17 protein-coding genes and 1 pseudogene are annotated in these 24,162 nt (G+C 69.0%); 8 read left to right on the forward strand and 10 right to left on the reverse strand.

Annotated elements, in window-relative coordinates; translation table 11 throughout:
- Nucleotides 1–32: 32 nt before the first annotated feature.
- Together OHA03_RS31215 and OHA03_RS31220 are read left to right on the forward strand one after the other, a co-directional pair.
- Nucleotides 33–980, forward strand: coding sequence for a MerR family transcriptional regulator (locus OHA03_RS31215; RefSeq protein ID WP_267007056.1), 948 nt, complete (start codon nt 33–35; stop codon nt 978–980).
- A 490-nt stretch (nt 981–1,470) separates the two neighbouring features.
- Complete coding sequence (locus OHA03_RS31220) at nt 1,471–3,132, forward strand: ABC-F family ATP-binding cassette domain-containing protein (protein ID WP_267007057.1); 1,662 nt, start codon at nt 1,471–1,473, stop codon at nt 3,130–3,132.
- A gap of 31 nt (nt 3,133–3,163) precedes the next feature.
- Here the strand turns inward: OHA03_RS31220 and OHA03_RS31225 are convergent, their stop codons facing one another.
- Nucleotides 3,164–4,051 carry a helix-turn-helix domain-containing protein gene (locus tag OHA03_RS31225; RefSeq protein WP_267007058.1) on the reverse strand — a complete coding sequence of 296 codons (888 nt, stop codon included), beginning with the start codon at nt 4,049–4,051 and terminating at the stop codon, nt 3,164–3,166.
- Between the two features lie 173 nt (nt 4,052–4,224).
- Between OHA03_RS31225 and OHA03_RS31230 the strand changes: the two genes are divergently transcribed.
- On the forward strand, nt 4,225–5,163 hold the full coding sequence (locus tag OHA03_RS31230) for an SDR family NAD(P)-dependent oxidoreductase (RefSeq protein WP_267007059.1): 939 nt from the start codon (nt 4,225–4,227) through the stop codon (nt 5,161–5,163).
- Nucleotides 5,164–5,276: 113 nt separating this feature from the next.
- Here the strand turns inward: OHA03_RS31230 and OHA03_RS31235 are convergent, their stop codons facing one another.
- Nucleotides 5,277–6,251, reverse strand: a complete 975-nt coding sequence (locus tag OHA03_RS31235; protein WP_267007060.1) for a hypothetical protein — start codon at nt 6,249–6,251, stop codon at nt 5,277–5,279.
- 463 nt (nt 6,252–6,714) lie between these two features.
- Nucleotides 6,715–7,260 (reverse strand): hypothetical protein, encoded by a 546-nt coding sequence (locus tag OHA03_RS31240; protein ID WP_267007061.1) that lies wholly within the window; start codon nt 7,258–7,260, stop codon nt 6,715–6,717.
- An 852-nt stretch (nt 7,261–8,112) separates the two neighbouring features.
- On the opposite strand from OHA03_RS31240, the gene OHA03_RS31245 reads away from it, so the two are divergent.
- Complete coding sequence (locus OHA03_RS31245; RefSeq protein WP_267007062.1) at nt 8,113–8,373, forward strand: hypothetical protein; 261 nt, start codon at nt 8,113–8,115, stop codon at nt 8,371–8,373.
- Nucleotides 8,374–8,456: 83 nt separating this feature from the next.
- On the opposite strand, the gene OHA03_RS31250 is transcribed toward OHA03_RS31245, so the two are convergent.
- Nucleotides 8,457–9,473, reverse strand: a complete 1,017-nt coding sequence (locus tag OHA03_RS31250; protein WP_267007063.1) for a LacI family DNA-binding transcriptional regulator — start codon at nt 9,471–9,473, stop codon at nt 8,457–8,459.
- A 235-nt stretch (nt 9,474–9,708) separates the two neighbouring features.
- On the opposite strand from OHA03_RS31250, the gene OHA03_RS31255 reads away from it, so the two are divergent.
- Complete coding sequence (locus OHA03_RS31255; RefSeq protein ID WP_267007064.1) at nt 9,709–11,658, forward strand: discoidin domain-containing protein; 1,950 nt, start codon at nt 9,709–9,711, stop codon at nt 11,656–11,658.
- Nucleotides 11,659–11,965: 307 nt separating this feature from the next.
- On the opposite strand, the gene OHA03_RS31260 is transcribed toward OHA03_RS31255, so the two are convergent.
- Nucleotides 11,966–13,399 (reverse strand): ATP-binding protein, encoded by a 1,434-nt coding sequence (locus OHA03_RS31260; RefSeq protein ID WP_267007065.1) that lies wholly within the window; start codon nt 13,397–13,399, stop codon nt 11,966–11,968.
- Nucleotides 13,396–15,054: an FAD-dependent oxidoreductase gene (locus OHA03_RS31265; RefSeq protein WP_267007066.1), complete on the reverse strand. Its 1,659-nt coding sequence runs from the start codon at nt 15,052–15,054 to the stop codon at nt 13,396–13,398. The genes OHA03_RS31260 and OHA03_RS31265 overlap by 4 nt, the downstream gene beginning before the upstream one ends.
- 378 nt (nt 15,055–15,432) lie before the next feature.
- Here OHA03_RS31265 and OHA03_RS31270 point away from each other — a divergent pair, with 378 nt between their 5' ends.
- Entirely contained in the window at nt 15,433–16,653 is a 1,221-nt protein-coding gene (locus tag OHA03_RS31270) for a cysteine desulfurase-like protein (RefSeq protein WP_267007067.1), read from the forward strand.
- A 668-nt stretch (nt 16,654–17,321) separates the two neighbouring features.
- Nucleotides 17,322–17,789 (forward strand): transglycosylase SLT domain-containing protein, encoded by a 468-nt coding sequence (locus OHA03_RS31275; RefSeq protein ID WP_267007068.1) that lies wholly within the window; start codon nt 17,322–17,324, stop codon nt 17,787–17,789.
- A gap of 605 nt (nt 17,790–18,394) precedes the next feature.
- Here OHA03_RS31275 and OHA03_RS31280 read toward each other — a convergent pair.
- Nucleotides 18,395–19,039, reverse strand: a pseudogene (locus tag OHA03_RS31280) (hypothetical protein).
- 821 nt (nt 19,040–19,860) lie between these two features.
- Here OHA03_RS31280 and OHA03_RS31285 point away from each other — a divergent pair.
- A complete protein-coding gene (locus tag OHA03_RS31285) occupies nt 19,861–20,424 on the forward strand; it encodes a hypothetical protein (RefSeq protein ID WP_267007069.1) in 564 nt (187 codons plus the stop codon).
- 520 nt (nt 20,425–20,944) lie between these two features.
- On the opposite strand, the gene OHA03_RS31290 is transcribed toward OHA03_RS31285, so the two are convergent.
- From OHA03_RS31290 to OHA03_RS31300, 3 genes are read right to left on the reverse strand one after another with little or no spacing between them, the layout of a single operon-like run.
- Complete coding sequence (locus tag OHA03_RS31290; RefSeq protein ID WP_267007070.1) at nt 20,945–21,961, reverse strand: TolB-like translocation protein; 1,017 nt, start codon at nt 21,959–21,961, stop codon at nt 20,945–20,947.
- Nucleotides 21,958–23,238, reverse strand: a complete 1,281-nt coding sequence (locus tag OHA03_RS31295; RefSeq protein WP_267007071.1) for an MFS transporter — start codon at nt 23,236–23,238, stop codon at nt 21,958–21,960. Before OHA03_RS31295 ends, OHA03_RS31290 begins: the two co-directional genes overlap by 4 nt.
- Nucleotide 23,239: 1 nt before the next feature.
- Nucleotides 23,240–24,130 (reverse strand): alkaline phosphatase family protein, encoded by an 891-nt coding sequence (locus OHA03_RS31300; protein ID WP_267007072.1) that lies wholly within the window; start codon nt 24,128–24,130, stop codon nt 23,240–23,242.
- Between the last annotated feature and the right edge of the window lie 32 nt (nt 24,131–24,162).

Here is a 24,162-nt window from a genome sequence, read left to right on the forward strand (position 1 = left end):
TCTCCACCAGGGGGAGACCAGAAGGTGGGGGCATGGACGGCGACTCGCTCTACTCGATCGGCGATCTGGCCCGGCGCACCGGGCTGACGGTCAGGACCATTCGGTTCTACTCCGACCGCGGGATCGTGGCGCCGACAGACCGCAGCCCGGCCGGCTACCGCCTGTACGACATCGACGCCGTTGCGCGCCTGGACTTCGTGCGGACTCTTCGTGCTCTGGGGCTGGACCTGCCCACGGTCCGCAAGGTCGTGGACCGGGAACTGCCGTTGTCCGAGGTCGCCGCGGCGCACGCCGAAGCGCTGGCGGTGCAGATCCGCACCCTGCGCCTGCGGCGCGCGGTGTGGACAGCGGTGGCCGGCCGAGGGCCCACACCTGAGGAGATGGAACTGATGCACAGACTCGCCAAGCTCTCCGAAAAGGAACGCGAAGGCCTGATCGCCGAATTCCTCGACGACGTCTTCGCCCACCTGCACACCGACCCCGCATTCGCGGCGGTGATCCGCACGATGACACCCGAGCTGCCGGACGACCCCGAGGCGGAGCAGGTCGAGGCGTGGGTGGAGCTGGCCGAACTTTCCCAGGATCCGGACTTCCGCGCCGCTGTGCGGCGGATGGCGCACGACCAGGCGGCCGAGCGCGCCCAGGGCGACACCGCGGTGGTGCACCGCGACCTGGCCGCAGTCCTCCGTGACCAGGTCGGCCCCGCCCTGGCAGCGGGCGTCGCCCCCGCCTCGCCCGAGGCCGGTCCCGTCGTCGCCGCGCTCACGGCTCACTACGCGTGCATCTCCGGTCACGGGGACGACAGCGATCTCCGGCGCCGGCTCCTGACCCGGCTGGAGACTGTGAACGACCCGCGCAGGGAGCAGTACTTTCAGCTCCTCGCCGTGATCAACGGCTGGCCGGCCCCACAGAGTCTGACCACGGTGTTCGACTGGTCCATCCAGGCATTGCGCGCCCGGATGCGGCGCACAGGGCCCTGATCGCATCGCCGGTGGACCGGTCCTGGGCGGCCGACGGCACCCCGGCACCGGCGGTCGGCCCGTCCGCGGAGTCGATCCGCGCAGGGCTGTGATGAACCGGGCCGGACCGCATTGCCGCTTCGACAGGGGGCTGCCGTCAGCTCTTCGTCCGGGACACACCCGCCCCGGGTCAGCACGACCGAAGCCGCCAGGACACGAGGCGCCGGACACCGAGTGACTGGTTGAGGTACAGTTTTTTTGTCCTGTTGTCTCCGATAGAGGTGGACGTTGCGCATCTGAGGTTCGCGATCATCGCGCGGTACGGCATCGTCCGTACGCCCGTCACGCTGCTGCTGGCTTTCTTGCGGCCCGTGACCCCGCGTGGATGCGACCTCGGTGCATGAGTCCTTCACCCTTCGGAGGGCCGCACCCCTTTCTTTCCGGTTCGGTCGCCGCGTGGTGCTCGCATACGAAGTCCCCTGCCCCTGCGCTTGCGACTGCGAGAATCATCATGATGTACACCAGTGCGCCCAGCACCTCCGTGACCTGCTCCGCCCTGTCCTTCCAGTGGCCGGACGGCACGACCGTCTTCGACGGGCTCTCCCTCACCATCGGCAGGGGCCGCACCGGCCTCGCGGGCGCCAACGGCACCGGCAAGTCCACTCTGCTGCGACTGCTGGCCGGCCAACTCCGCCCCTCACAGGGGTCGGTGACCGTCGGCGGCAGCCTTGCCCACCTGCCGCAGAACATCACCCTCGACACGACGCTCCGCGTCGACCAGGCCCTGGGCATCGCCGGGCGGCGCGCCGCGCTGCGCGCCATCGAGGCCGGAGACGTCGGCGTCGAGCACTTCGAAACGATCGGCGACGACTGGGACGTCGAGGAGCGGGCCCTGGCAACACTCGGCTCGCTCGGACTCGGCGACGTCGAACTCGACCGCACCATAGGCCAGTTGTCCGGTGGGGAGACCGTTCTGCTGCGCCTGTCCGCGCTGTTGTTGGAGCGTCCCGACGTACTCCTGCTCGACGAGCCGACGAACAACCTTGACCTGTTCGCACGCCGTCGGCTCTACGAAGCCGTCGACTCCTGGCGCTCCGGCGTACTGGTCGTCGTCAGCCACGACCAGGAGCTGCTCGAGCGAGTGGACCGTATCGCCGAACTGCGCTCCGGATCAGTGAGTTGGTACGGGGGCGGCTGGTCGGCCTACGAGGAGGCGGTGGCCACTCAGCAGGAAGCAGCCGGCCGGATGCTGCGGGTCGCCGAAGCGGATGTACGCCGTCAGAAGCGCGAACTGGAGGAGGCCAGGATCAAGGCGGCGCGACGCCAGCGGCACAGCAAGAAGATGGATGCCGAGCGGCTGGCCCCGAGAATCGTCGCCGGTGAGCGCAAGCGGTCCGCGCAGGAGTCGGCGGACAAGCTCCGCGGCCTCCAGGAGGATCGTCTCCATGAGGCGCGCGAGCGGCGCGAGGAGGCCGCGGACGCGATCCACAGTGACGACGAGATCAGGGTGAGCCTGCCCCATACCGCCGTGCCCGCCGGCCGCACCGTCCTGGGCCTGCACGAACTGCACCCCCGGTTCGGCAAGCTGCGCGAAGGAAATCTCCAGGTGCACGGGCCCGAACGCATCGCGCTGGTCGGGCGCAACGGAGCCGGGAAGACCTCTCTGCTGCGCACCCTCACCGGGGAGCTCGCACCGCTGTCCGGCGAGGCCAGGACATGGGTGCCGCTGCGGTTCCTTCCGCAGCGTCTGGATGTGCTGGACGAGGAGTTGAGTGTCGCAGCGAACGTGGCACGCCTGGCTCCCGGAGTCACCGACAACCACATCCGCTCCCAACTCGCGCGGTTCCTGTTCAAGGGGGCACGCGCCGAACAGCCGGCGGGCACCCTGTCGGGTGGCGAACGCTTCCGGGCCGCCCTCGCGGCGACGATGCTCGCCGCACCGGCCCCGCAGCTGCTGATGCTGGACGAGCCGACCAACAATCTCGACATGGCCAGCGTGCGACAGCTGACGAGCGCGCTCGACTCCTACCGGGGCGCACTCCTGATCGCCAGCCACGACCTGGCCTTCCTCGAATCGGCGGGCATCACCCGCTGGCTGCTCCTCGGTGAGGAAATCCAGGAGAGGAGCGTCGAAGAGGTCCGCGACCTGCTCGAAGCGCCAGAGGCCGGCTGAGCCCCCCCCGCGGGGCGGATGGGCCCGGAACTCACTGATCCGGTGCCTGCGCGGCCTCGTCGGCGGCGGCCTTGTCGGTGTCGGTAGGCGCAGGCGGCGGGGGAGCGGCCAGGTGCGCGAGCATCTGAAGCCGTTCTTCCGTGGGGGAGCCGGGCTCGGCGTGGTAGGCGATGAGCATCTGACCGGGGGCGCCGGGAAGCGCCAGTTTCTCGTAGTGGAGATCGAGAGGACCGACCTGAGGGTGGAGCAGGCGGGTGACACCGCTCGTCTTCTGCCGTACGTCCTGGCGGGCCCAGAGGGTGCGGAAGCGCTCGCTGTGCAGGCTGAGTTCACCGATCAGCTGGACGAGCTTGGGGTCGTCGACGGCGGCTGCGCTGACCGACCGCAAATAGGCGACGGCCTTGGCAGTCGTCTTGTCCCAGTCCCGGTAGAACTCGCGCATTTCCGGTTCGAGGAATGCGGCTCGCAGCGTGTTGATCCCCGGCGCGAAGAGGGGGTTGAGCGCGATGGCCATCCGGTTCGCGGCCAGTGTGGTCATGTAGCGGCCATGGACGAGGGCGGGCGTGGTGGGCCAGCCGTCGATCAGGTTCTGGATGCTCGCGCTCACCCTCTCCGGGCGGGAGGGCCGACGCGTGGCATTCCGGGGCGAGCGGGCGAGCGCGTGCATGTAGACGCGGGCGTCGGTTTCGAGCCGCAGGGCGCCGGCGATGCTGTCGAGGACCTGGTCGGAGGGGTGCCGGTCGCGGCCCTGTTCCAGACGCAGGTAGTACTCGGCGCTGATGCCGGCGAGGAGGGCGACCTCCTCCCGGCGCAGACCGGGTACCCGTCGGCGGTCTCCGGCGGGCAGTCCCACATCCCCGGGACGCACCTGTTCGCGGCGGGCTCGCAAGTAGTCACCCAGCTTGCTTGCTGTTGCCATGAATCCCAGGGTAGGTCCCGTCGACTGCCGCATCCTGTCCCTGTCGGTACCAGGGACAGCGGGGCCTGGTCGGGCTGGCGGGCCGGACCTAGCGTGAACAGGAACCAGCCGCAGGCGCCCGCAGTCCGGCTGCGGCGCACAACGCCACGCAACAGAAATGAGCACGTCGCACCATGACCGATCTCCTGCGTACGCCCTTCGGATTCTCCTCGACCGCCGACGACGTGATCGCCGGGATCGACCTCACAGGTCGGCGTGCGTTGGTCACCGGCGCGACATCCGGAATCGGGGTCGAGACCGCGCGCACCCTGGCCGCAGCGGGCGCCGAAGTGGTCCTCGGAGTCCGGCGCCGCGAAGCCGGTGACCGTATCGCCGCACAGATCGCCGAACGGACGGGTAACCCTCTGGTGAGCGCCCGTGCACTCGACCTCGGCGATCTGCGGTCGGTGGCCGTCTTCGTCGCGTCCTGGGACGGTCCGCTGCACATCCTGATCAACAACGCCGGGATCATGGCACTGCCCGAGCTGGAACTGACCCAGGAGGGGCACGAACTCCAGTTCGCCACGAACTACCTCGGTCACTTCGCCCTGACCAGGGGCCTGCACGAGGCACTCGCTGCGGCTTCCGGCGCCCGGATCGTCTCGGTCAGCTCGAGCGCGCACCTGTTCTCGCCGGTGATCTTCGACGACCTGGACTTCCGGTTCCGCGCCTACGACCGGTGGGCGGCCTACGGCCAGTCCAAGACCGCCGATGTGCTGCTCGCGGTGGAAGCCGACCGTCGGTGGTCGCACGAGGGCATTCTCGCCAACGCCCTCAACCCCGGAGCGATCGCTACCGGGCTGCAGAAACACACCGGCGGCCTGCAGACCCCCGTCGACAAGCAGAAGACGCCCGCGCAGGGCGCCGCCACCTCCGTACTGCTCGCCGCTTCGCCCCTGGTCGAAGGTGTCGGCGGCCGCTACTTCGAGGACTGCAACGAAGCCCCGGTCCTGCGTGGCAAGCCCGTCATGTTCGGCGGCGGAGTCGCCCCGTGGGCGCTCGACGCCTACAACGCGGAGCGGCTGTGGGACACCTCGACCGAACTCGTCGCCCGCGCCACGACCGAGCACTGAGACCCGGATCGCTCTCCTTGCCCCACCGCGTCGACACCCAGGCCGGTCGCCGCACGGTCACGTCGCGACCATCGTCGGATGGCTGCGACGTGACCGTGCGCGCTGTCCCGGAGTCAGAGGGTGGGGAGACCTGTCTCGGAATGTGGGGCCCTGATGTGTTGCTTCGCCGTCTCCGTGGCTCGTACGTGGGTCGAATCGAGGACCACCGGTGCAGGATCGGCGGACCCCGGGCGGCTGCTGCGTCCGACGTCGCCCGGTGAATTCTCCCCGCAGACCTTGGTCCGGGGCCGGACCGGAAGCGGTGGACGGTGCACGGTGGACGGCGGAGCCTCGGAGTACGGCGGCACCTGCTGCGCTGCGCCCCCGCTCTTCAACACATAAATGAGCGCGGCGATGACGGCCTCGTCATCGAGGGTCGGTGTCCGGGCGACCTGCGGGCGCGTTCTCACCGACGGCAACAACGGCCGTGCGATCTCCCGCAATCCGCCCGGAACACTCCATCCACGTCGCCCGATTCCCTTGATCCGCTCCAGGGCATACGCATTGTCCGTGTGCTTTTCCCCGGCCGGAAGCGCCAGGGCATCCCTGCGCTCCTGAATTCGCTCGAACTGGCAGATGATGTCTGCTACTTGGGATGGATCTTTCAAGGATCCGGTGGCGAGCTGTTCCTTTGTCTCCAGAAGTTCGCGGTACATCGCTCCATATGTGCTGCACAGCTTGATGGATTCGTCCCCGCGATCGCTCAGTCCGATGGCATGGGGGGCGACGATCGTCAACGCGGCGAGACCCGACAGCACCGAGATCAGCACCTGTGCCGTGAGGCGCGAGGACTCTCCGATGACGGGCCAGGCCAGGAGCCCTGTGATAAGGCTGAGTGCTGCGGCGGTGGAGGTGTACAGACGGACTTTCTGCACCAGTCGAGCCGCTTCCCTCGGCATTCTGTTCGCCCAGTAGCCGGCACTTTCGATGCTTTCCTCAAGCCGCTGCGACATTGCTGCGTCAGCCGGGTTCTTCGACCCTCTGAAAATCTTGGACAGGAGTTTCATGACACCTCTCACGATCGGAGGGCGGTGGGTGAACAGTGACATCCCCGGCTCGTACTTCTCGACACCAACGCACATACAGTCGGTTTAATAACCTGGGTGGAGTAGTACGGGTTGTTCCGGCTGCTTCGTCAGTGGTCGAGCCACTCGTCATCCGAATCCGTGACCGGTGCTCGCGGACTGCGGTAGCTGCCGGGGATGGTTGCCCCACCGGGTCTTGCCCGGTCGCCGGGTGCTCCGCCGGGCCGCGTGCGCATTCCGTCACGCGTTCGGCGGTTACTTCGCGCGCGGGTCGTCATGTACGGGTTCGACGGGTTCGAGTCCGCCATCCGCGACACACTTACGCCCCGTTGACGCTTGAAATGGCATAGAGGGTGTATAGGGGACCGGGCTCGGGCTGCATGTGTATGTGGCCCCCCGGTGGAGGTAACCGCCGAGAGGCTCCCCATGGGGAAACCCCGGCCCGATTCCGACGGGCCGGGGTCTCCGTGTTGTGCGGGTGGAACTGTTACCACTTGTTGCCGTAGTAGTGGTCCCTGACCACGCGGAAGCTGCCCACGACGCCATTGCGAACCTTCACGCCGCCGTGGACCTGGCGGGTGAAGACGCCGTTGCTGGTGCTCCAGGGGCCGACAGTGGCGACCGGGGAGCCGTTGTCGCAGGTCACGCCGCGGAAGACCTCGACGGTGTGGCGGCTGTCGTTGCGGACGTTGAAGCTCCGCGAGCCCAGTCCGCTGACCACAGTGATGCAGCCGTCCGGGTGGGCGGAGTACGTCCGCTCGTTGAAGTGGATCCTTCCCTCGTAGTGGTAGCCGCCGCCGCGGCCGCCGCCGTAGCCGCCGCCGTAGCCCTCGTTGCCCTTCCCCTCGTTCCCCTTCCCGGTTCCGGCGTTTCCGGTGTTGCCACCGTCACCGCCGAACGGAGCCGCGGCCGGAGCCTGGATGGACGGGGCGGCCTGGGTGGATCCAGCGGCCGATGCGTAGGTGATACCAGTTGTAGCGAGAACCGCGGCGCCTACTACAGCGGCGGTCACTGCGACGGTACGCGTGGTCATGTCACTTCTTTCTTCTCAGAGACGTCGGCTGGGCTGCCGACCTGTGCACGAAAGTACGGATTGTCTGTTTATCTGTCATATCCGACATGCCGGAAATATGAAATTTATCGCTCGACTGGCAGCATGCCGCTGGTCCCGGCACGACGTAGGCGCACACCCGCCCCTTCCTGAATGACCGTCATCGACGCCCACGACCCGCCACCTTGACTGCGGCTCCGGCCCGTCGCGTTCCTCCGGCGCACCATCACGAAGACGCTCTGGCGAGGTCGAAGTGCGACCGGCGGGGCCGCGTGGGCACCCATACCGCCGTACCGATGGCCGAGTGCGGTGGCGTGCGCAGGCGGCGGCGGGGCGGTGCTCGGAACCGGAAGTGTCCCCTTGTGGGCGGCGCCGCTGCCCGGTTTCGACACCCGGGCATCTGCGTCAGGCCCGGCCCGGTGGTTGAACTCGTACCCGGAGGTACGGGTGCAGCGGGCGAAAATCCGGGCGAGCGAACTGAGTCCACATCCGTCGATGCCGACCTCTTCTTGGGGCTTCCCGGCACGGTATTCCATGCGATGGCTTTCCTCGCGCGGCACGCGTGGCGGTGTCGCCGAACCTCCAACAGAATGATCAATGGAGTGATTGGATCCCACTCGGTGTCAGGTCGCTCACGCTGCGGGGGTACTGGAATGGCGCGGGGAGAGGCCCTGTGAAGTCAGTGGCAACGTGCGGGATGTGATCGAGTTGCTCTTGCACCCGCCGAGCGGCCACCGACTCGATACGCTTCGGCCTCACCGCGCACCGTCGTCACCTTCACCCACACTCTCGGACGGTCGCACCGTCGTCGTCACCGTCCCTCAGGAGCAGCACATGACCACCGAGCAGGAAGCCCGCGACGCCATCCATCACGCGTTCGGCGACACGGCACACGTCGAGGTGGAGACCTTCCCCGGCGGAAACCTCTCCATCACCATCACCAAGGGCAAGCACGCGGCGACCATCGACGGGCACCCCGAAAGCGGCTGGGGCTGGAGCGTCGACCCGGGCGAGGACGACGGCTTCAGCGGTCACGAGAACGTTGCGACCACCCTCGACGAGGCGCTCGCCGACGTGCGCGCCGCACTGATCTGACCCGGCGAGCCCGAGGATACGGGCCCGGCCTCGTCGTTCGTCTCGTCGAGGCGGCGTGATTCGGCAGCAGGCCGTGGCAGAGGTCAGACGTGCGGCGCGGGCCCCGTCGATTCACGCAGTACGAGATGGGTGGCGAGCTCCACGTGCAGAGTGTCCACAGTGTGGCGCTCCAGCAGCCGCATCAACAGTGAGACGGCCATCCGGCCCATCTCCTCCAGCGGCTGACGGACCGTCGTCAGCCGGGGCACAGTGCTGCGGCCCAGATCGGTGTCGTCGAACCCGGTGATCGACAGATCGTCCGGCACCCGCAGATTTCGTTCGTACGCGGCCCGCAGGGCTCCGACCGCCGTCTTGTCGTTGAACGCGATCAGCGCAGTGGGGCGTTCAGGCAGGTCGAGGAGTTCCCCCGCGGCTTCATAGCCTCGGTCGGCCGTCGGCTCGATGCTGCGGAGCAGAGCGGGAGAGGGCAGCAGTCCGGCCTCGGCGAGCGCCGCGGCGTGGCCGGCGATGCGCGACTGGCTGGCCAGCCAGTCGCCGGGGCCACCGATGACGCCGATGCGCCGGTGGCCCAGCTGCACCAGATGAGCGGTGACGGAGCGGGCCGCAGTCAGGTGGGCCGCGGAGACCGAGGCGATGTCCCTGGACAGCGGGCTTCGGGGATCGACCACCACGAAAGGGAAGTTCAGCGCTCGCAGCGCTTCCAGCTCCGCCTCGGACTCGGGTGGCAGGAGCAGCACTGCCCCCGCGATTCCGGATTCCTGCGGCAGCCCGGCCAGCACTCCGGCCCGACGGCCGGCATCGCCCGCACTGAGCACCACGCGTCTGCCGTGCAGTTCCAGCGTCTCTGCGATCGAGGAGACGATGACCCCGAAATAGTCGGTCAGCACATATGGGCAGCGCACATAGATCGCACCTCCCGCAGCCCCACGTTCGGCGAGGACGGGTGTGCCCAGTCGCTCGACCGCCCGGTGTACCAGCGCCCGCGTCTCGGGGGCCACATGGTCATGCCCGTTCATCACGCGCGACACCGTGGCGATCGACACGCCGGCCTCCGCCGCGATCGCACGCACCGTGACCCGGGCACGCCTCGGCTCAGCCACTTGTTACAGCATTTCGTTTCATGGGCGCAGCATAGCGGGGGAGAGCTCACGGGCTGAGAAAGGCTTGACAGCTCAAGTCGGTTGGCGATTTTCTGTGGGCGCGTCGAAAAAGTTTCCAAGATGTTTCAGTTTGTTTCATGGCAAGTTTCGGCAACCCGCCACCTGCGGAGCACGGCCTCCGCCCCGTCACGGCCCTTCGCCCTCAGCCCCGACCGCGCCAGCGAGGAAACCACTTATGAAACGTGCCCTGGGTGCCGCCGCCTTCACGGCCGCCGCTCTCTGCCTGACCTGTCTGCCGGCCACGGCGACCACCGCGCACGCGCCCGTGTCGTCGAAGCACCACCAGGCGGCGCCCCAGGCACAGGTGTGGCTGACCACCGCCGACGGCGCGCAGAAGTTGCGGCAGCAGGACCCGGTCGCCTTCCGCTCCGGGGCATCCGACCTCACCACCATCACCGTCGACCCCAATCAGAGCTTCCAGCGCATGGACGGCTTCGGCGGCGCGCTCACCGACTCCTCCGCACACGTCCTCGCCCAACTGCCCCGCCGGGCGAGGGACAACGCGATGCAGAAGCTCTTCGACCCCAAGGAGGGCATCGGCGTCGGCTTCGTACGCCAGCCGGTCGGCTCCTCCGACTTCACCGCCGCAGCCACCCACTACACCTACGACGACGTCCCGGCCGGACAGACTGACTTCGCTCTGCGGCACTTCAGCATCGCCCACGACCAGCAGCAGATACTGCCGCTGCTGCGCCAGGCGAAGAAGCTCAATCCTCGACTCACCGTGATGGCCACTCCCTGGAGTCCGCCTGCCTGGATGAAGGACAACGACTCCCTCGTCGGGGGGCACCTCAAGGACGACCCGAAGGTGTACGACGCGTATGCCCGCTACCTGGTGAAGTTCGTCCAGGCATACGCCGCCGCAGGCGTGCCGGTCGACTACCTCACCGTTCAGAACGAGCCGCAGAACCGCAAGCCCAGCGCCTACCCCGGCACCGACCTGCCCGTACAGCAGGAGGCCAAGGTCATCGAGGCCCTCGGGCCGCTGCTGCACAAGGCCAGCCCGCGCACCAAGATCCTTGCGTACGACCACAACTGGACCACCCACCCCGACGACATCGCCACCGCCGAAAAGCTCGGCGAGGACCCGGAGACCGACTACCCCTACCAGGTGCTGGACAGCCCGGCTGCCAAGTGGATCGCGGGCACCGCCTACCACTGCTACTCGGGCGACCCCAGCGCACAGACCGCCCTGCACGACGCGCACCCCGACAAGGGCATCTGGTTCACCGAGTGCTCCGGCTCGCATGGCGCCACCGACACCCCCGCGCAGATCTTCCGCTCCACGCTCACCTGGCACGCGCGCACCATCACCGTCGGTACCACCCGTAACTGGGCCAAGTCCGTCGCCGACTGGAACCTCGTGCTGGACGCCGACGGCGGCCCGCACAACGGCGGTTGCGACACCTGCAGCGCGCTGCTCGCCGTCCAGCCGGACGGAACCGTCACCACCGGCGCCGAGTACTACACCATCGGCCACCTGGCGAAATTTGTGCGCCCCGGTGCGGTACGGATCGGCAGCACCAACTACGGCACCACGGGGTGGAACGGCCGGCTGACCGATGTCGCCTTCCGCAACCCCGACGGTTCCACCGCACTCGTCGTCCACAACGAGAACGACGACCCGCGCAGCTTCGCCGTCGCAGTCGGCGACCAGACCTTCGACTACACCCTGCCGGGCGGCGCGCTGGCCACCTTCACCTGGCCGAAGTCGACAGCCCTGACCAGCCGACTCCACGAGGTTCCCCTGGACGGCGCCCACGCCACCGCCCAGCCCGCCGGTCAGGGCGCGGCCCGCCTGGCCATCGACGCCGACGGTTCGACCCGCTGGACCAGCGGACAGGCTCAGGAGCCCGGTCAGCGCATCGAGATCGATCTCGGCAAGCCCACCGCCTTCCTTCGTGTCGCCGTCGACAGCGGCGACGAACCCGGGGACTACGCCCGGGCGTGGGAGGTCTCCGTCAGCGACGACGGAACCACCTGGCGCACCGCGGCCACCGGTACCGGAACCGGTCAACTCACCAACGTCGACCTGCGTCCCACCACCGCGCGCCACGTCCGCGTGACTGCGACCGGCACCGCCGGCAACTGGTGGAGCCTGGCCGACGTCCGCCTCTACCGCTGACCACGAGAACCATCGGCTGCCGGCTCGGTCTGTGGCATCGGCCGCGCCGGTGGCAGATGGGACGTGGCGCCGGAGGGCGCCACATCCGCAGAGGGCCTCCCGGGGCAGCGGCGTACAGAGTGCCTGCGCAGGCCGCCAGTGCCCCGCTGCCGCCGGAGGGGCCCGGCGAGGGGTGGTCCCTGAAGGCGGCTCAGCCTGCCACGGGCTGCGGGGTGCGGATTCTGCCGTCGGCGGTCACCGCGGTCGACGACCGGGTCGTCGCCCACCGCGCTGCCCGAAAGCGGGCGGGGTGCCACCTGAGGTGCCGTCAGGGAACCTCGTCCTGCGGGTCGATCGGCAGACACACCTGAAAGCGGGTTTCGCCCGGCCGTGAGGAGACCCGGATGTCCCCGTGATGCTTGTTGACCACGATGCGGTAGGTGATGTCCAGCCCCAGCCCAGTACCCTCACCGACCGGTTTGGTGGTGAAGAAGGGCTCGAAGATCCGGGGTCTGATGTCAGGCGGGATCCCTGTGCCGGTGTCGGTCACCTCCACGAGCAGGTGGGCCTCCTCCCGCCACGTCCGGATCGTCAGCGTACCCCCGGCAGGCATGGCGTCGACGGCGTTGATGATCAGGTTGGTCCACACCTGGTTCAGCTCCGCCCCGAAGGCCAGAACCGGCGGCAGTTCACGGTCGTAGTCCTTGACCACCTCGACACCGGACGGGATCTTCGCCCGCAGCATCGTCAACGTGGCATCGAGCAACGTGTGCACATCCACGGTCTGCTGCGGCGCCCGGTCCAGCTGCGCGTACTGCTGGGCGGCGCCCACCAGTCCCGAGATGCGGGTCACGGCGTCATCGATCTCACCCATCAGAAGTTCCGCGTCGATGGTGTACGCCAGCCACCTCACCGTGGAGCCGAGGTTGTCCTCACCGATGGTGTCGGCCACCGCGGTCAGCCATGGCACGTCGATGTCCGCGGCGACCAGAGTCGGTGCAAGCTCCCACGCCTCCGTGACCCCCTGCTCCTCGAGCCAGTCGCCGACGGTGTCCTCCGCATCCGCAGCGGCCAGCGCCGGCAGACCGGAAGCCGCAGCGGCCTGTCGAACCGCATCGTCCTGCAGCTCCACGAGACGATGCAGCTCGCTTCCGTCCAGTCGGCCGTCAGCGATCATGGCGAGCTTGTGGCGCATGGCGGTCACTCGCTCGCGCAGCGCCGAGGTGGCCCGTACAGCGGCTGCCGCAGGATTGTTCAGCTCATGTGTGAGCCCTGCCGACAGCGACGCCAGGGCCAGCAGCCGCTCGCGCTCGTTGACGATGGCATTGGCCGCACGCGTACCGAAGAACAGGCCCTCCAGCAGGTGAAGTGCCATCGGGAACCATGTGCCTACCGCGGTCGCGAAATCATCGGCAGGCAGTACGAAGAACTCGGCATCGGTGACAGCCCGCATGGTGTGGGGATACCGCTGCTCGACGCGGTCCCCGAGGTACGCGCGAGTCGCCCCGCTGTACACACCGCGTTGGTCGGTGCGGGTGACCTCCACCTCGTCGCCGTGCAGCACACGGCTGAGCGCGATCGCTCCGCTGAGCAGCACGAAGAAGCACGTGGCCCGCTCGCCCTCCGCGTACACCACGCTTCCGGCGGGCAGTTGCTCCGCACGACCGCGTTCTGCCAGCCAGTCGAGCTGCTCGTCGCTGAGCTCCTCGAACAGGAACAGAGTCCGCAACTGCGCCGGTGACAGATGTGCTGAGGTGGTCACTGCGCCTCCAGATAGCGGTGCACCAGCGCGACGGCCATGGCTCCCTCGCCGACGGCCGAGGCGACACGTTTGACCGAGGAGGAGCGCACATCCCCCGCAGCGAAGACACCGGGCACGCTCGACTCCAGGTGGTACGGATCCCTCGGCAGCCGCCACCCGGCCGGCCGATCCCCTCCGGCCACCAGGTCGGGGCCGGTCACCACGAATCCGCGCGCATCGCGGGTGACCACCCCTGCCAGCCAATCCGTATGCGGCTCGGCCCCGATGAAGATGAACAGCCACGACGCGGCAACGGTGCGCACGGCGCCGGACCGGCTCTCACGGAGGGACAGCTGCTGGAGGTGTCCTTCGCCCCCGGCGCCGACCACCTCGGTCCACGGGTGGATGTCGATGTTGGAGATGCCGTTGATCTGGTCGATCAGATAGCTGGACATCGAACGGCTCAGATCACCTTGGCGGATCAGCACATGAACACGCCGTGCGTAGCGTGAGAAATACACCGCCGCCTGCCCTGCGGAGTTGGCGCCGCCGACGATGTACACGTCCTCCCCGGAGCAGCTGGGCGCCTCGGTGACGGCGGACCCGTAGAAGACGCCCGCCCCGGTGAACTCCTCCAGCCCGGCGGCGGCCAGCCGCCGGTACGACACCCCGGTGGCGAGGACCACGGTGTGCGCGGCAATGGAGCTCTCCGGACCCAGGTGCAGAACCCGGCCCGATCCCGCCACCTCCAGCGCGACAGCCTGCTGCGCGCTGAGGATCTCCGCCCCGAACTTCAGCGCCTGGCGGCGGGCCCGCTCGGTCAGCTGGGAACCGGAGACGCCGTCGGGGAAGCCGAGGTAGTTCTCGATACGGCTGCTCTGACCAGCCTGCCCGCCGGTCGCCTGCTGCTCCACCAGTACCGTACGCAGCCCCTCCGAAGCACCGTAGACAGCAGCTCCCAGACCGGCCGGCCCCCCACCGACCACCACCAGGTCGTAGAAATCCGAGGCCGGAACGGTGCTGAGTCCGACCTGCGCGGCGAGCTCCCGCTCGGTGGGGGAGACCAGAGTCTTTCCGTCCGGGGTGACAACCAGCGGTACATCTGCCGCGGACAGCCCTGCGGCAGCCAGAAGGCGCTCCCCCTCCGGCTCGTCGGACAACAACCAGCGATAGGGGACGAGATTACGGGTGAGGAAGTCGCGGACCGCGAAGGAGGGAGCGGACCAACGGTGCCCTACCACGCGCGTCTCCATGTCTCCTGGATCGGGCGTGGCATGCCACAGGTCCAGCAGCGTGTCGATCACCGGATAGAGGTGCTGTTCCGGCGGACTCCAGGGCTTGAGGAGATAGTGGTCGAGGTCCACGACGTTGATGGCGTCGATGGCCGCTTCCGTGTCGGAGTAAGCAGTCAGCAGCACGCGACGGGCGAGCGGAAAGAGGTCCATGGCCGCCTCGAGGAACTCGATGCCGTTCATCTGGGGCATGCGGTAGTCGGCGAGCATGAGCGCGAGCGGATCGCCACGGAGCTTGAGCTCACGCAGTGCTTCCAGGGCATCGCGGCCGGAGAGTGCGCGCAGGATGCGGTAGCGGTCGCCGTACTGCCGCCGGATGTCGCGGGCGACCGCCCGGGAGACTGCCGGGTCGTCGTCGACAGTCAGGATCGTCGGGTTCGGCATGTCTCCATCATTGTCGCAAAGGCCAGGAAATGGCGGCCGGAGTCAGCATGGCGCAGGCCGCACGCGCCGGCCCGGCGGACCCGACACCCTCCACCGATCGGTGCCGCCCGGAGGCACGTGTGGTGCCATGCCACCCGAAACGGTCCGGGCAGGTTGCAAGAACGTCCTACGTCAGCCAGTACCGCTCCGAGTCGGGCGCCGGCCGTGTGGTGGAATTCCGAATCACCACCAGCGAACGCGCTGGAGCCCGCAGGCGGCCCGCGGCGCATACCGCAGCCGGCTGCGGGGCAGTGCTCCCGCATCGGTGGCGCTGTTTCCCGGTACCTGCCGCCCGGAGCCGCCCGCGGCCCCGCACGCCCCTCGCCCTCAGGAGTACGCATGGTCTTCGACGTCGACGCGGTCCGCGCGCAGATCCCCGTCCTGAAGTCCGGCTCTGCCCGCTTCGACGCCCCCGGCGGCACCCAGACACCGCAGCCGGTGATCGACGCCATCATGGATGCGCTGGCCAACCCGCTCGCCAACCGGGGCCATACCACCGAGGGCGAGCGCAACGCGGAGGCGATCGTGGCCGGCGCCCGCTGCGCGCTGGCAGACCTGCTGGGAGCCGATCCGCGGGGCATCGTGTTCGGCCGCAGCTCCACCCAGCTCATCTACGACCTGTCCCGCACCCTGGCCAAGAACTGGGGCCCGGGCGACGAGGTGGTCGTCAGCCGACTCGATCACGATGCCAACATCCGCCCCTGGATCCAGGCGGCAGAGGCCGTCGGCGCCACCGTCCGATGGGCGGACTTCGACGCGGCCACCGGCGAGCTGACGACCGAGCACATCGCCAGGGTGCTCTCCGGACACACCCGTCTCGTGGCCGTCACGGCAGCGTCGAACCTCATCGGCACCCGCCCCGACATCCCCGCCGTCGCCGACCTGGTGCACCGGGCCGGTTCCCTGCTCCACGTGGACGCTGTGCATTACGCCTCGCACGCCGCCGTCGACCTGCCCGCCCTCGGCGCGGACTTCCTGGTCTGCTCGCCGTACAAATTCCTCGGCCCGCACCTGGGCGTGCTGGCAGCCCGTCCCGAAATGCTGGAGACGCTGCGGCCGGACAAGCTGCTGCCGTCCACCGACGCGGTTCCCGAGCGCTTCGAACTGGGCACCCTGCCGTACGAGCTGCTGGCCGGGGCCCGCGCGGCGGTGGACTTCCTTGCCGGTCTGGCCCCAGCGGCCGACGGCACCCGCCGGGAACGGCTGATCGCCGCCTTCGAGGCGATCGAGGCCCACGAGGACGCCCTGCGGGCCCGCATCGAACAGGGGCTGGCCGCCCTCGGCGGCGTCACCGTGCACTCCCGGGCCGCCCGGCGCACCCCGACCCTGCTGCTCACCCTGGCGGACCACAGCGCGACCGCCGCCTCGCAGTACCTGGCGGAGCACGGCATCGATGCTCCGGCCGGGTCCTTCTACGCGCTGGAGGCATCCCGCCGGCTCGGACTGGGCGACGAGGGCGGGCTGCGGATCGGCCTGGCCCCCTACAGCAGCGACGAGGACGTCGATCGGCTGCTGGATGCCCTGTCCGGCTTCCTCGACACCACACCCGTCACTGGCTGATCGGGTGGCGCACCCGATCCACCGAGTTCCGGCTGCCGACTGAGCGCCGCCACCGGCAGATCCGGCCAGGCCTGCCGCTAAGCCCCGCTGGTAGGGCGCGCCGTGGGAGATGCCGATCAGTCGTGTGACCGCGTACGGGCGCGGGAGCCATGGAGCCCCCAAGCCCGGCGACGCACCGCTGCGGGCCCGTCCTCCCGCTCGGTCTCCCCGGCCGCCTCCGGCCCTCCGATGCGCACGACCGCGCGACGCCGAATCAGTCCTGCTGCACCCTCCGCATGGTGTGCCGTCACTGGATCGGTCGCGCACGGCCCATGGCCGCGATTTCCCGCCGGTTCGCGCGAATAACTCACCCCCCACCACCAATACGGAATGCTTATCCAGCATTACGGCGAGCGAATAAAGGGTTCTTGGTATGACACAGGCCACATGACCCGCATCACTCTTGTGCCCATTTTAGGCATTTGCCGTGTGGGGTGAGCCACGTGACGGGCGCCACTCCGAAACCGGATAGTAGACCACCGGGCCTCGCTCCCGCGCTCCGAAGGCACTCGACCGACGATTTCCAATACCCGGTACGAATACCGGTAGTAAAAAGGGGACGTTGACCCGGGTTTCCCGCTCCCCTAACAATTCTTGGCATCACCCGGCGACGGAAAAGGAATTACCGAATGCAGCTCACCGCGATGCCCAAGAAGTTCGCCCGCCTGACCAAGACCAAGAAGGTCTCGCTGGGCATGGTCGCAGCCGGCGCCGCCGTCATGGCCGGCACCGTCGTCAGCGCCCCGGCCGCCTCGGCAGCCACCCCCGCCCAGTCCAGCGGCAGCGTCCACAACTGGATCAACCAGTCACTGGAGATCATGCGCGCCAAGGGCATCCCCGGCAGCTACGACGGCATCTACCGCAACCTGATGCGCGAGTCGAGCGGCAACCCGAACGCCATCAACAACTGGGACTCCAACGCCGCCAAGGGCATCCCGTCCAAGGGCCTGCTCCAGGTGATCGACCCCACCTTCAAGACGTACCACGTCAGCGGCACCTCGACGAACATCTACGACCCCGTCGCCAACATCACCGCCGCCTGCAACTACGCCGCCCACCGCTACGGCTCCATCGACAACGTCAACTCCGCGTACTGACGACACGGCGCGGCGATACGACCGGGCCCCGCCCAACGCACCGGTCCCCGCGTGACGCAGCCGGTGCCGGCCGGTCAGCCCCAAGTGCGAGACCGGCCCGCCGACGACGTTTCCCGCAGCCGCCCACGGCACGCCCTGACCCCGTGACGCACAGACGCACCGGTGCACCGCAGCCGTGGACAGGGCCCCGGCCCCGCGCGGCTTCCGGAGAGGCAGCGTCCACAGCAGCCCGCACACGGAGCCGACACGGGCATTGACCCGCAGGGCTGTTGATGGCAGAGGCGTGCCCCATAGCCATGGTGGCAATCAGGGGCAAATGCCGGCGGTCACGGAATTCTCGGCTTCGGACCACTTGAGGGTCACGTGATTCCCCACCACGGCGGTCACGTTTTCCCATGGGACGGTGGTCGCTGACGGCCACTCGCGCGGCCCTGGAACAGGCCCGAGGACTGTCCCGTATTTCCTGGCGCGAGCACGACGACAGCTACGGCACTTCGCTGCGTTGTCGGAACACCGAATACGCTTCATCCGAGGACGCCCCTCCGCTTTGCGATGCACCGCATCCGACGCCGCGCGCCGTTCTTCCGGAGATTGCGGGGCAGCCGTCAGCCGTGCAGCCAGACCCGCAGGGGACCGATCGGCTCGAAGCTGTGGCGGACCGCGGCCACCAGGTCATCGCCGTGCTCGTAGCCGACCACCGGCAGGGTGGGGAACAGCCGGTGCCCCGCGTCCAGTACGAGTGGTCAGGCCGCTTCAGCGCCGCCGTCCAGTGCGAAGACATTGGAGATTCCGACCACCTCGTCGCTGCGGCTCGCAATCGCTCCGGCGATCACCCGGCCGCCAGGGGACTGTCCGGCGAGTACGAAGGTGGCCGGGTCGTCGAGCAGTTCGGTCCGGAAGAGATCCGCGTTGCCGTCCCCGTCGTCCCACGCGAGCGCCCAGGCGCGCAGCATGTCCGGGTCGCCCGCCACGTCCCAGGCAAGACCCGAGGGGATGGTGGGCGCACTCGCCGGGTGGTGGATCCACTGCGCCTCGAACAGAACCCGGAAGCCGGCCTCCGTCAGGTCGAGGTCGGCGAAGCTGTCCTTGATGGAGGCGCCGGGCACGGCGGTGTCGATCCGGGCTGTCAGCGCAGCCGGGTCGGCACCCGGCACCGGCGTCACCGCGTCGGGGTAGTACGGCGGCGTGCGGGTCGGGGCGGCCCAGGCCTGCGCCCTGAACTCGCTCGCCAGGTCGTGCGATCGGCTCATTGCCGCACACCACTCAGCACGGTTCGGACCAGGAACTGCTTCGGCGTCGTCACGAGTGCGGATCATGGCCCGTCCCGGCCAGGCCCGTCGAACGTTTTTCCACTACCCGCAGGTCGGACGCTCCGCTCGAAGGCACATGACCCAGCTCCTGGGGACCGTTGACGGCTTCGACGCTTCCCGTATGCGGGGACCGGGCCCGCCCGGCACGCACAGGCGTTCGCCGTTCTGGTGGATCATGCCGCCGTGTCGCCGGATGGTGACGGCCCTGACGTCATCGGTGTGATGTCAGGGCCGTCCCGCGGGTCCGGCGTGGGGCACCGGATTACTGGAATTGTCTAGCACATCGGTGCATAGGGGATGTAAGAGACACGCACTCTCGAAGTGAAGTGACCCCTCGCGTGCGATGGATCCGCCAGACGCCTTACCGATCCCCTGGCAGAAGCTGCGCCGTCAGGTCGGCCTGACGGGCGCCCCGTCGACGGGGTGGGCCGTGGTGGCGCCGGCGCGGCATGAGCGGCATGCCGATGTGTTGTTGGTGCGCGAAAGGGGTGCGATCCGTCGCCGCAGCGGTGGGTGTCCATGACGGGCGTTCAGGGTCCGAGAGGGTGAGTGGGTGTCATGAAGTCGCTCAGAAGGCCTAATCGACTCCCATGTAGGCATGTTTTCCTGCCTCTTGACGACATGTCAGGTCTGATTTATACGCCCGGTCGGCCCTCTGGCGTCACACTTTCGATACATCCGATATGACAGGTAAAGGCCCCATAAGTACTTTTATTTCAGGCCGGTTGCCCGGCCGACCCTCAGAGACAAGGGAGAATGACATGACGACGCGTACCGTCGCCGTGACCGCCGCCGCAGTGGGCGCCGCGGTCCTCGCCACTACCGGTATCACCTATGCCTCGGCCGCTGGTTCCCCGCAGGCCGCTCCGTCCGTCCAGCAGGCCGCGCCGGCCGTCCAGCAGGGTGCCCCTGCGGCGGCTCCGCTCGGTGGCGAAGGCGGGAACGAAGGCGGGAACGGGGGTGGGAAGGGCAATGAAGGAGGCGGCTACGGGGGTGGCGGTGGCTACGGTGGTGGCCACGGTTACAAGTACGAAGGCCGGATCTTCATCAACGAGCGGTCGTACTCCGCCCGGTCGGAGGAGGGCTGCATCACTGTGGTCAGTGGGCTGGGCTCGCGGAGCTTCAACGTCCGCAACGACAGCCACAGGAGTGTAGAGCTCTTCCGCGGGGCGACCTGCGACAACGGTTCTCCGGTCGCCACTGTAGGCCCCTGGAGCACCAGCAACGGCGTCTTCACCCGCCAGGTCCACGGCGGCGTGAAGGTTCGCAATGGTGTCGTGGGCAGCTTCCGCGTGGTCAGGGACCACTACGGCAACAAGTGGTAACAGCTCCATCCGCACCACACGGAAACTCCGGCCCGTCGGAATCGGGCCGGGGTTTCCGGCATATGGGAAAGACTCCTCGGTGGATGCACGGCGCCACACGGCGCATGCATGAACCGTTCCCTGCGTCCCATACACCCTTTACGCGATAATAGGTGTTCACCGAGTTCCCTGCGTGTCGCGGCAGCCGGACCCGGTCGGCTGCAGCCCTGCCGACCTGACCCCGGGGGCCGTGCCCGTGGGCGCACGATCGCCTGGCCGGTTGGGTTCCGGAAGGTCGCGCGTGATCTGCCTGAAGCGCCCGAACTCCTTGCGGATGCGGGCCTGCGGACTACACCGAAGGGGGTCCGAACCGTGGTCCGCAGAGGTGCGCCGAGGGGCACCGGAAGTACCGGAGGAGATGTGAACCACCCTTTCGCAGCGAGGCTGTCCGGGTTCCTGCGTGGTGGCCTGCCCGGTGCCATCCGCCGGACGCGGATCTTTCTCCGGCACGGGCTGGATCCGTCAGCCGACCTTCATTCGTTCACAGGTACGCCGGCGACACCGCCGCCGTCAGCACGCGGTGCGGGGCGCCTCCGCCGTCGGCCGCCACCGCGTAGAGGTCCGCGCCGTAGTCGCCGGGGAGCGCGTACGTGAGCGTGGTGTCGTCCTGCCAGACCGCCTGGTCGTCCACGCTGCGGGTTTCGGCCAGGGGGTGGTCCCTGAGCGTGCGCAGGTCCAGGACGTGCAGTCGCCACGGGGCGTCGGCGGGCAGGCCCTTGTCGCGGCTCTTGTAGGCGATGCGGGTGCCGTCGGGGGAGAGGGAGGGGCACTCCACGTTCGTCCGGAGCGTGGTGAGCGTGCGGGTGCGCAGGTCGCCCCGTACCAGATACGTCCTGCCCTTGGTGGCGAGCGTCGCGTAGAAGTGCCGGTCGTCGGCCGCGAAGGTGACGCCCCAGAAGTTGACGTCCGCGGCCCGGTAGCGGTGGCCGTTCTTGCGTATCGCGAAGTCCTCCAGGCTCGGGGTGAGTTTGCCGGTGCGGGTGTCGAGGATTGCCGCGCGGGTGGAGAAGTTCGTGCCGGCGTAGTTGTCGCCGCCTACGAAGACCGTCCAGGCCGCCAGCCGCCCGCTGGGGGAGACCCGGGCGCGGGAGGGAATGCCGGGGATCGTGTAGTGCGCCCGCTCCCTGAGGTGCGTGTCGAGGATCGTGGCCCGGTAGCTGTCCTGCATCGCCCCGTGCACGGCTTGGAGGCAGACTCCGGTGCCCGAGGCCGCGTAGAAACGCAGGCACTTGACGCCCGACGCCGTTCGGGCACCCGTGGGCGACGACGCCGGGACCGTCGTCAGCTCGTCGCGGTGCGGCCCCCACGCCATGTTCCGGAACACGATCCGCCGCTTGTCGGTGAGCGTGACCCGGCCCGCGGCGACCGTCGGGCCGCCCGGCCGAGCCACGTCACGTCGTTCGGAGCGCGCGGCGGCGTGCAGCACGGAGGCCGTGGCGACCGCCGCGAGCACGGCGACCGCGCAGACGAGGACGAGCAGCTTGGTACGGGCGTTCATACGGGAACCTCCGCGGTGGGGCCAAGACGGAACGAGAAGACGGCGCACACGGCCAGCGCCACCGCGGCCGCCAGCAGCGCCGTGCGGTCGCCCCACGCCGTCCACGCGGCGCCGAAGGCCAGGGAGCAGACGAACCGGGCGACGGCCTGCCCGGTCTGCACCAGGGCGAGCCCCGACGAACGCAGCTCCTCGGGCACGCTCTCCGACGCCGCCGCCATCAGAATGCCGTCCGTGGCGGCGTAGAACGAACCGTGCAGGATGAGCACGATGTACGGGAGCGCAGTGCCGTGCCAGGACGAGAGCAGTAGTCCGTAGGCGGCGAGCAGTGCCCCGTGGCCGGCGAGGAACACCCGCCAGGGGCCCACCCGGTCCGCGAGCCGCCCCAGTGGCAGGGCGAGCAGCAGGAAGGCGGCGGCGGTCCCGATCGGCAGCAGCGCGAACCAGCGGTCGGGCACGCCGAGGCGGCGCTGGAGCAGCAGGTAGACGAACGAGTCGCTGATGGTGGCAAGGCCGAGCAGCAGGGCGCAGATACAGATGCGCCGGATGCCGCGGCGCCGCAGGAGGGCGAGGGCGGCTCGGAGTGTGGGGCGGGTTCGCTGGGCCGCCTGGTCGGTACGGCGTGCGGCGGACCCGCCCGGCACGAACAGGACCAGCACCAGCACGCCGACCACCGCGACGCAGAAGCTCACCGTGAACACCGCGTCATAGCCGTCGACCGTGGCGCGCAGGATCAGGAAGGCGGCGAGCGGGCCGAGCAGGGCGCCCGCGGTGTCCATCGCGCGGTGGACACCGAAGGCACGGCCGCGGGCCTCCGGGGGCGATGACAAGGAGATCAGGGCGTCGCGGGGCGCGGTGCGCAGTCCCTTGCCGGTGCGGTCGGCCGCGAGGACGAGACCTATGGGCGTGAGGGTGTGGGCGATGAGGAGGAGGGGTTTGCACAGCGCCGAGAGGCCGTAGCCGATGATCGCGACGGGCTTGTGGCGCCCGCCGCCCCGGTCCGCGAAGTGGCCGCCGACCAGCCGCACCAGGGCCGAGAAGCCGTTGTAGACGCCGTCCAGGAGCCCGAAGCCGAGCGGGCTGAGGCCGAGCCCCGCCACCAGGTAGAGCGGCAGGACCGCCGTCACCATCTCCGATGACACGTCGGTGATCAGACTGACCGTGCCGAGCGCCAGCACCGTGGGGGCGACCGCCACGCGCCGCCGGGCCGGGGAAGTGCCCGGCCCGGCGGCGCGTTCGGCGGACCCCGCGCGGGTGGCGCGGCTGTCCGCTACGTACATGTCAGGGCGCCCAGACCCCGGTGATGTCCTTGGCGGACGCCGCGTTGCCCGCGTGGCCGAGGCCGTGCATGTCCTCGAGCGTGCGCAGCAGGTCGTAGTGGTTGTACGTGGTGGAGGATGTGGAGCCCGGGGTCACCTGCTGGCCGTAGAGGACCGTGGGGATGCGGTTGCCGCTGAGCCGGTTGTCCTCGTCGAAGGTGACGACGAGGAGGCTGGTGTGGGTCTTCGCCCAGGTTGCGTAGGCGCCGAGGTTGTTCTTCAGCCAGGTGTCACCGGTCGCCACCGAGCAGTCGTGCATGTCGCTGCACAGGTTCGGGACGACGAAGGAGACCTGCGGCAGTTTCGTGTAGTCGGTGGGGAACTGCTGGAAGGTGTACGCGGACGAGGTGGGGACGTTGCTGAAGCCGAACCAGGGGTTGTGCTTGCGGGCGTAGCTGCCGCTGCTGCACGTGGTCGAACCCTGGCTGGGAAGCGTCTCGTTGTAGCTCGCCCAGGTCTTGCCTGCGGCGATCAGCTCTGACGCGAGGTTGGGCTTGCTGGAGAAGCCGGGGGTGTAGCAGCTGTCGTCCGTGATGCCCTGCGTGGAGCCGGAGAACAGGGCGAAGTAATTGGGCTGGCTGGGGTGCGTCTCGGCGTACGAGGCGCTCAGGTTGGCGCCGCCGCTCTTCAGCGAGTTGATGTACGGGGCGCTGGAGGAGCCGATGACCTGGCTGTAGCCGTGGTTCTCGAAGACCACGACGATCACGTGGTCGGGGGTTGGCACGCCGGCTGCGGCCTGGGCGGACGAGGAGCCGCCGATGCCGGTCCACAGGCCGACGACGGCGGCAGCGGTGAGGGTCAGGGCGCAGGTGAGGGCGGTGCGACTGCGGCGGAACACGGATCTGCCGGGCACTGGGAACCTCCGGTGGGGGAGTGACGGGGGCG

Origin of the sequence: Streptomyces sp. NBC_00154, assembly GCF_026342835.1 — a bacterium.
Classification (GTDB): domain Bacteria; phylum Actinomycetota; class Actinomycetes; order Streptomycetales; family Streptomycetaceae; genus Streptomyces.

Bases quoted from the DNA above. Each gene is read 5' to 3' on its own strand.
- OHA03_RS31215 (WP_267007056.1), top strand. From the start codon at position 33: ATGGACGGCGACTCGCTCTACTCGATCGGCGATCTGGCCCGGCGCACC.
- OHA03_RS31220 (WP_267007057.1), top strand. From the start codon at position 1,471: ATGATGTACACCAGTGCGCCCAGCACCTCCGTGACCTGCTCCGCCCTG.
- OHA03_RS31225 (WP_267007058.1), bottom strand. From the start codon at position 4,051: ATGGCAACAGCAAGCAAGCTGGGTGACTACTTGCGAGCCCGCCGCGAA.
- OHA03_RS31230 (WP_267007059.1), top strand. From the start codon at position 4,225: ATGACCGATCTCCTGCGTACGCCCTTCGGATTCTCCTCGACCGCCGAC.
- OHA03_RS31235 (WP_267007060.1), bottom strand. From the start codon at position 6,251: ATGTCACTGTTCACCCACCGCCCTCCGATCGTGAGAGGTGTCATGAAA.
- OHA03_RS31240 (WP_267007061.1), bottom strand. From the start codon at position 7,260: ATGACCACGCGTACCGTCGCAGTGACCGCCGCTGTAGTAGGCGCCGCG.
- OHA03_RS31245 (WP_267007062.1), top strand. From the start codon at position 8,113: ATGACCACCGAGCAGGAAGCCCGCGACGCCATCCATCACGCGTTCGGC.
- OHA03_RS31255 (WP_267007064.1), top strand. From the start codon at position 9,709: ATGAAACGTGCCCTGGGTGCCGCCGCCTTCACGGCCGCCGCTCTCTGC.
- OHA03_RS31265 (WP_267007066.1), bottom strand. From the start codon at position 15,054: ATGCCGAACCCGACGATCCTGACTGTCGACGACGACCCGGCAGTCTCC.
- OHA03_RS31270 (WP_267007067.1), top strand. From the start codon at position 15,433: ATGGTCTTCGACGTCGACGCGGTCCGCGCGCAGATCCCCGTCCTGAAG.
- OHA03_RS31275 (WP_267007068.1), top strand. From the start codon at position 17,322: ATGCAGCTCACCGCGATGCCCAAGAAGTTCGCCCGCCTGACCAAGACC.
- OHA03_RS31285 (WP_267007069.1), top strand. From the start codon at position 19,861: ATGACGACGCGTACCGTCGCCGTGACCGCCGCCGCAGTGGGCGCCGCG.
- OHA03_RS31290 (WP_267007070.1), bottom strand. From the start codon at position 21,961: ATGAACGCCCGTACCAAGCTGCTCGTCCTCGTCTGCGCGGTCGCCGTG.
- OHA03_RS31295 (WP_267007071.1), bottom strand. From the start codon at position 23,238: ATGTACGTAGCGGACAGCCGCGCCACCCGCGCGGGGTCCGCCGAACGC.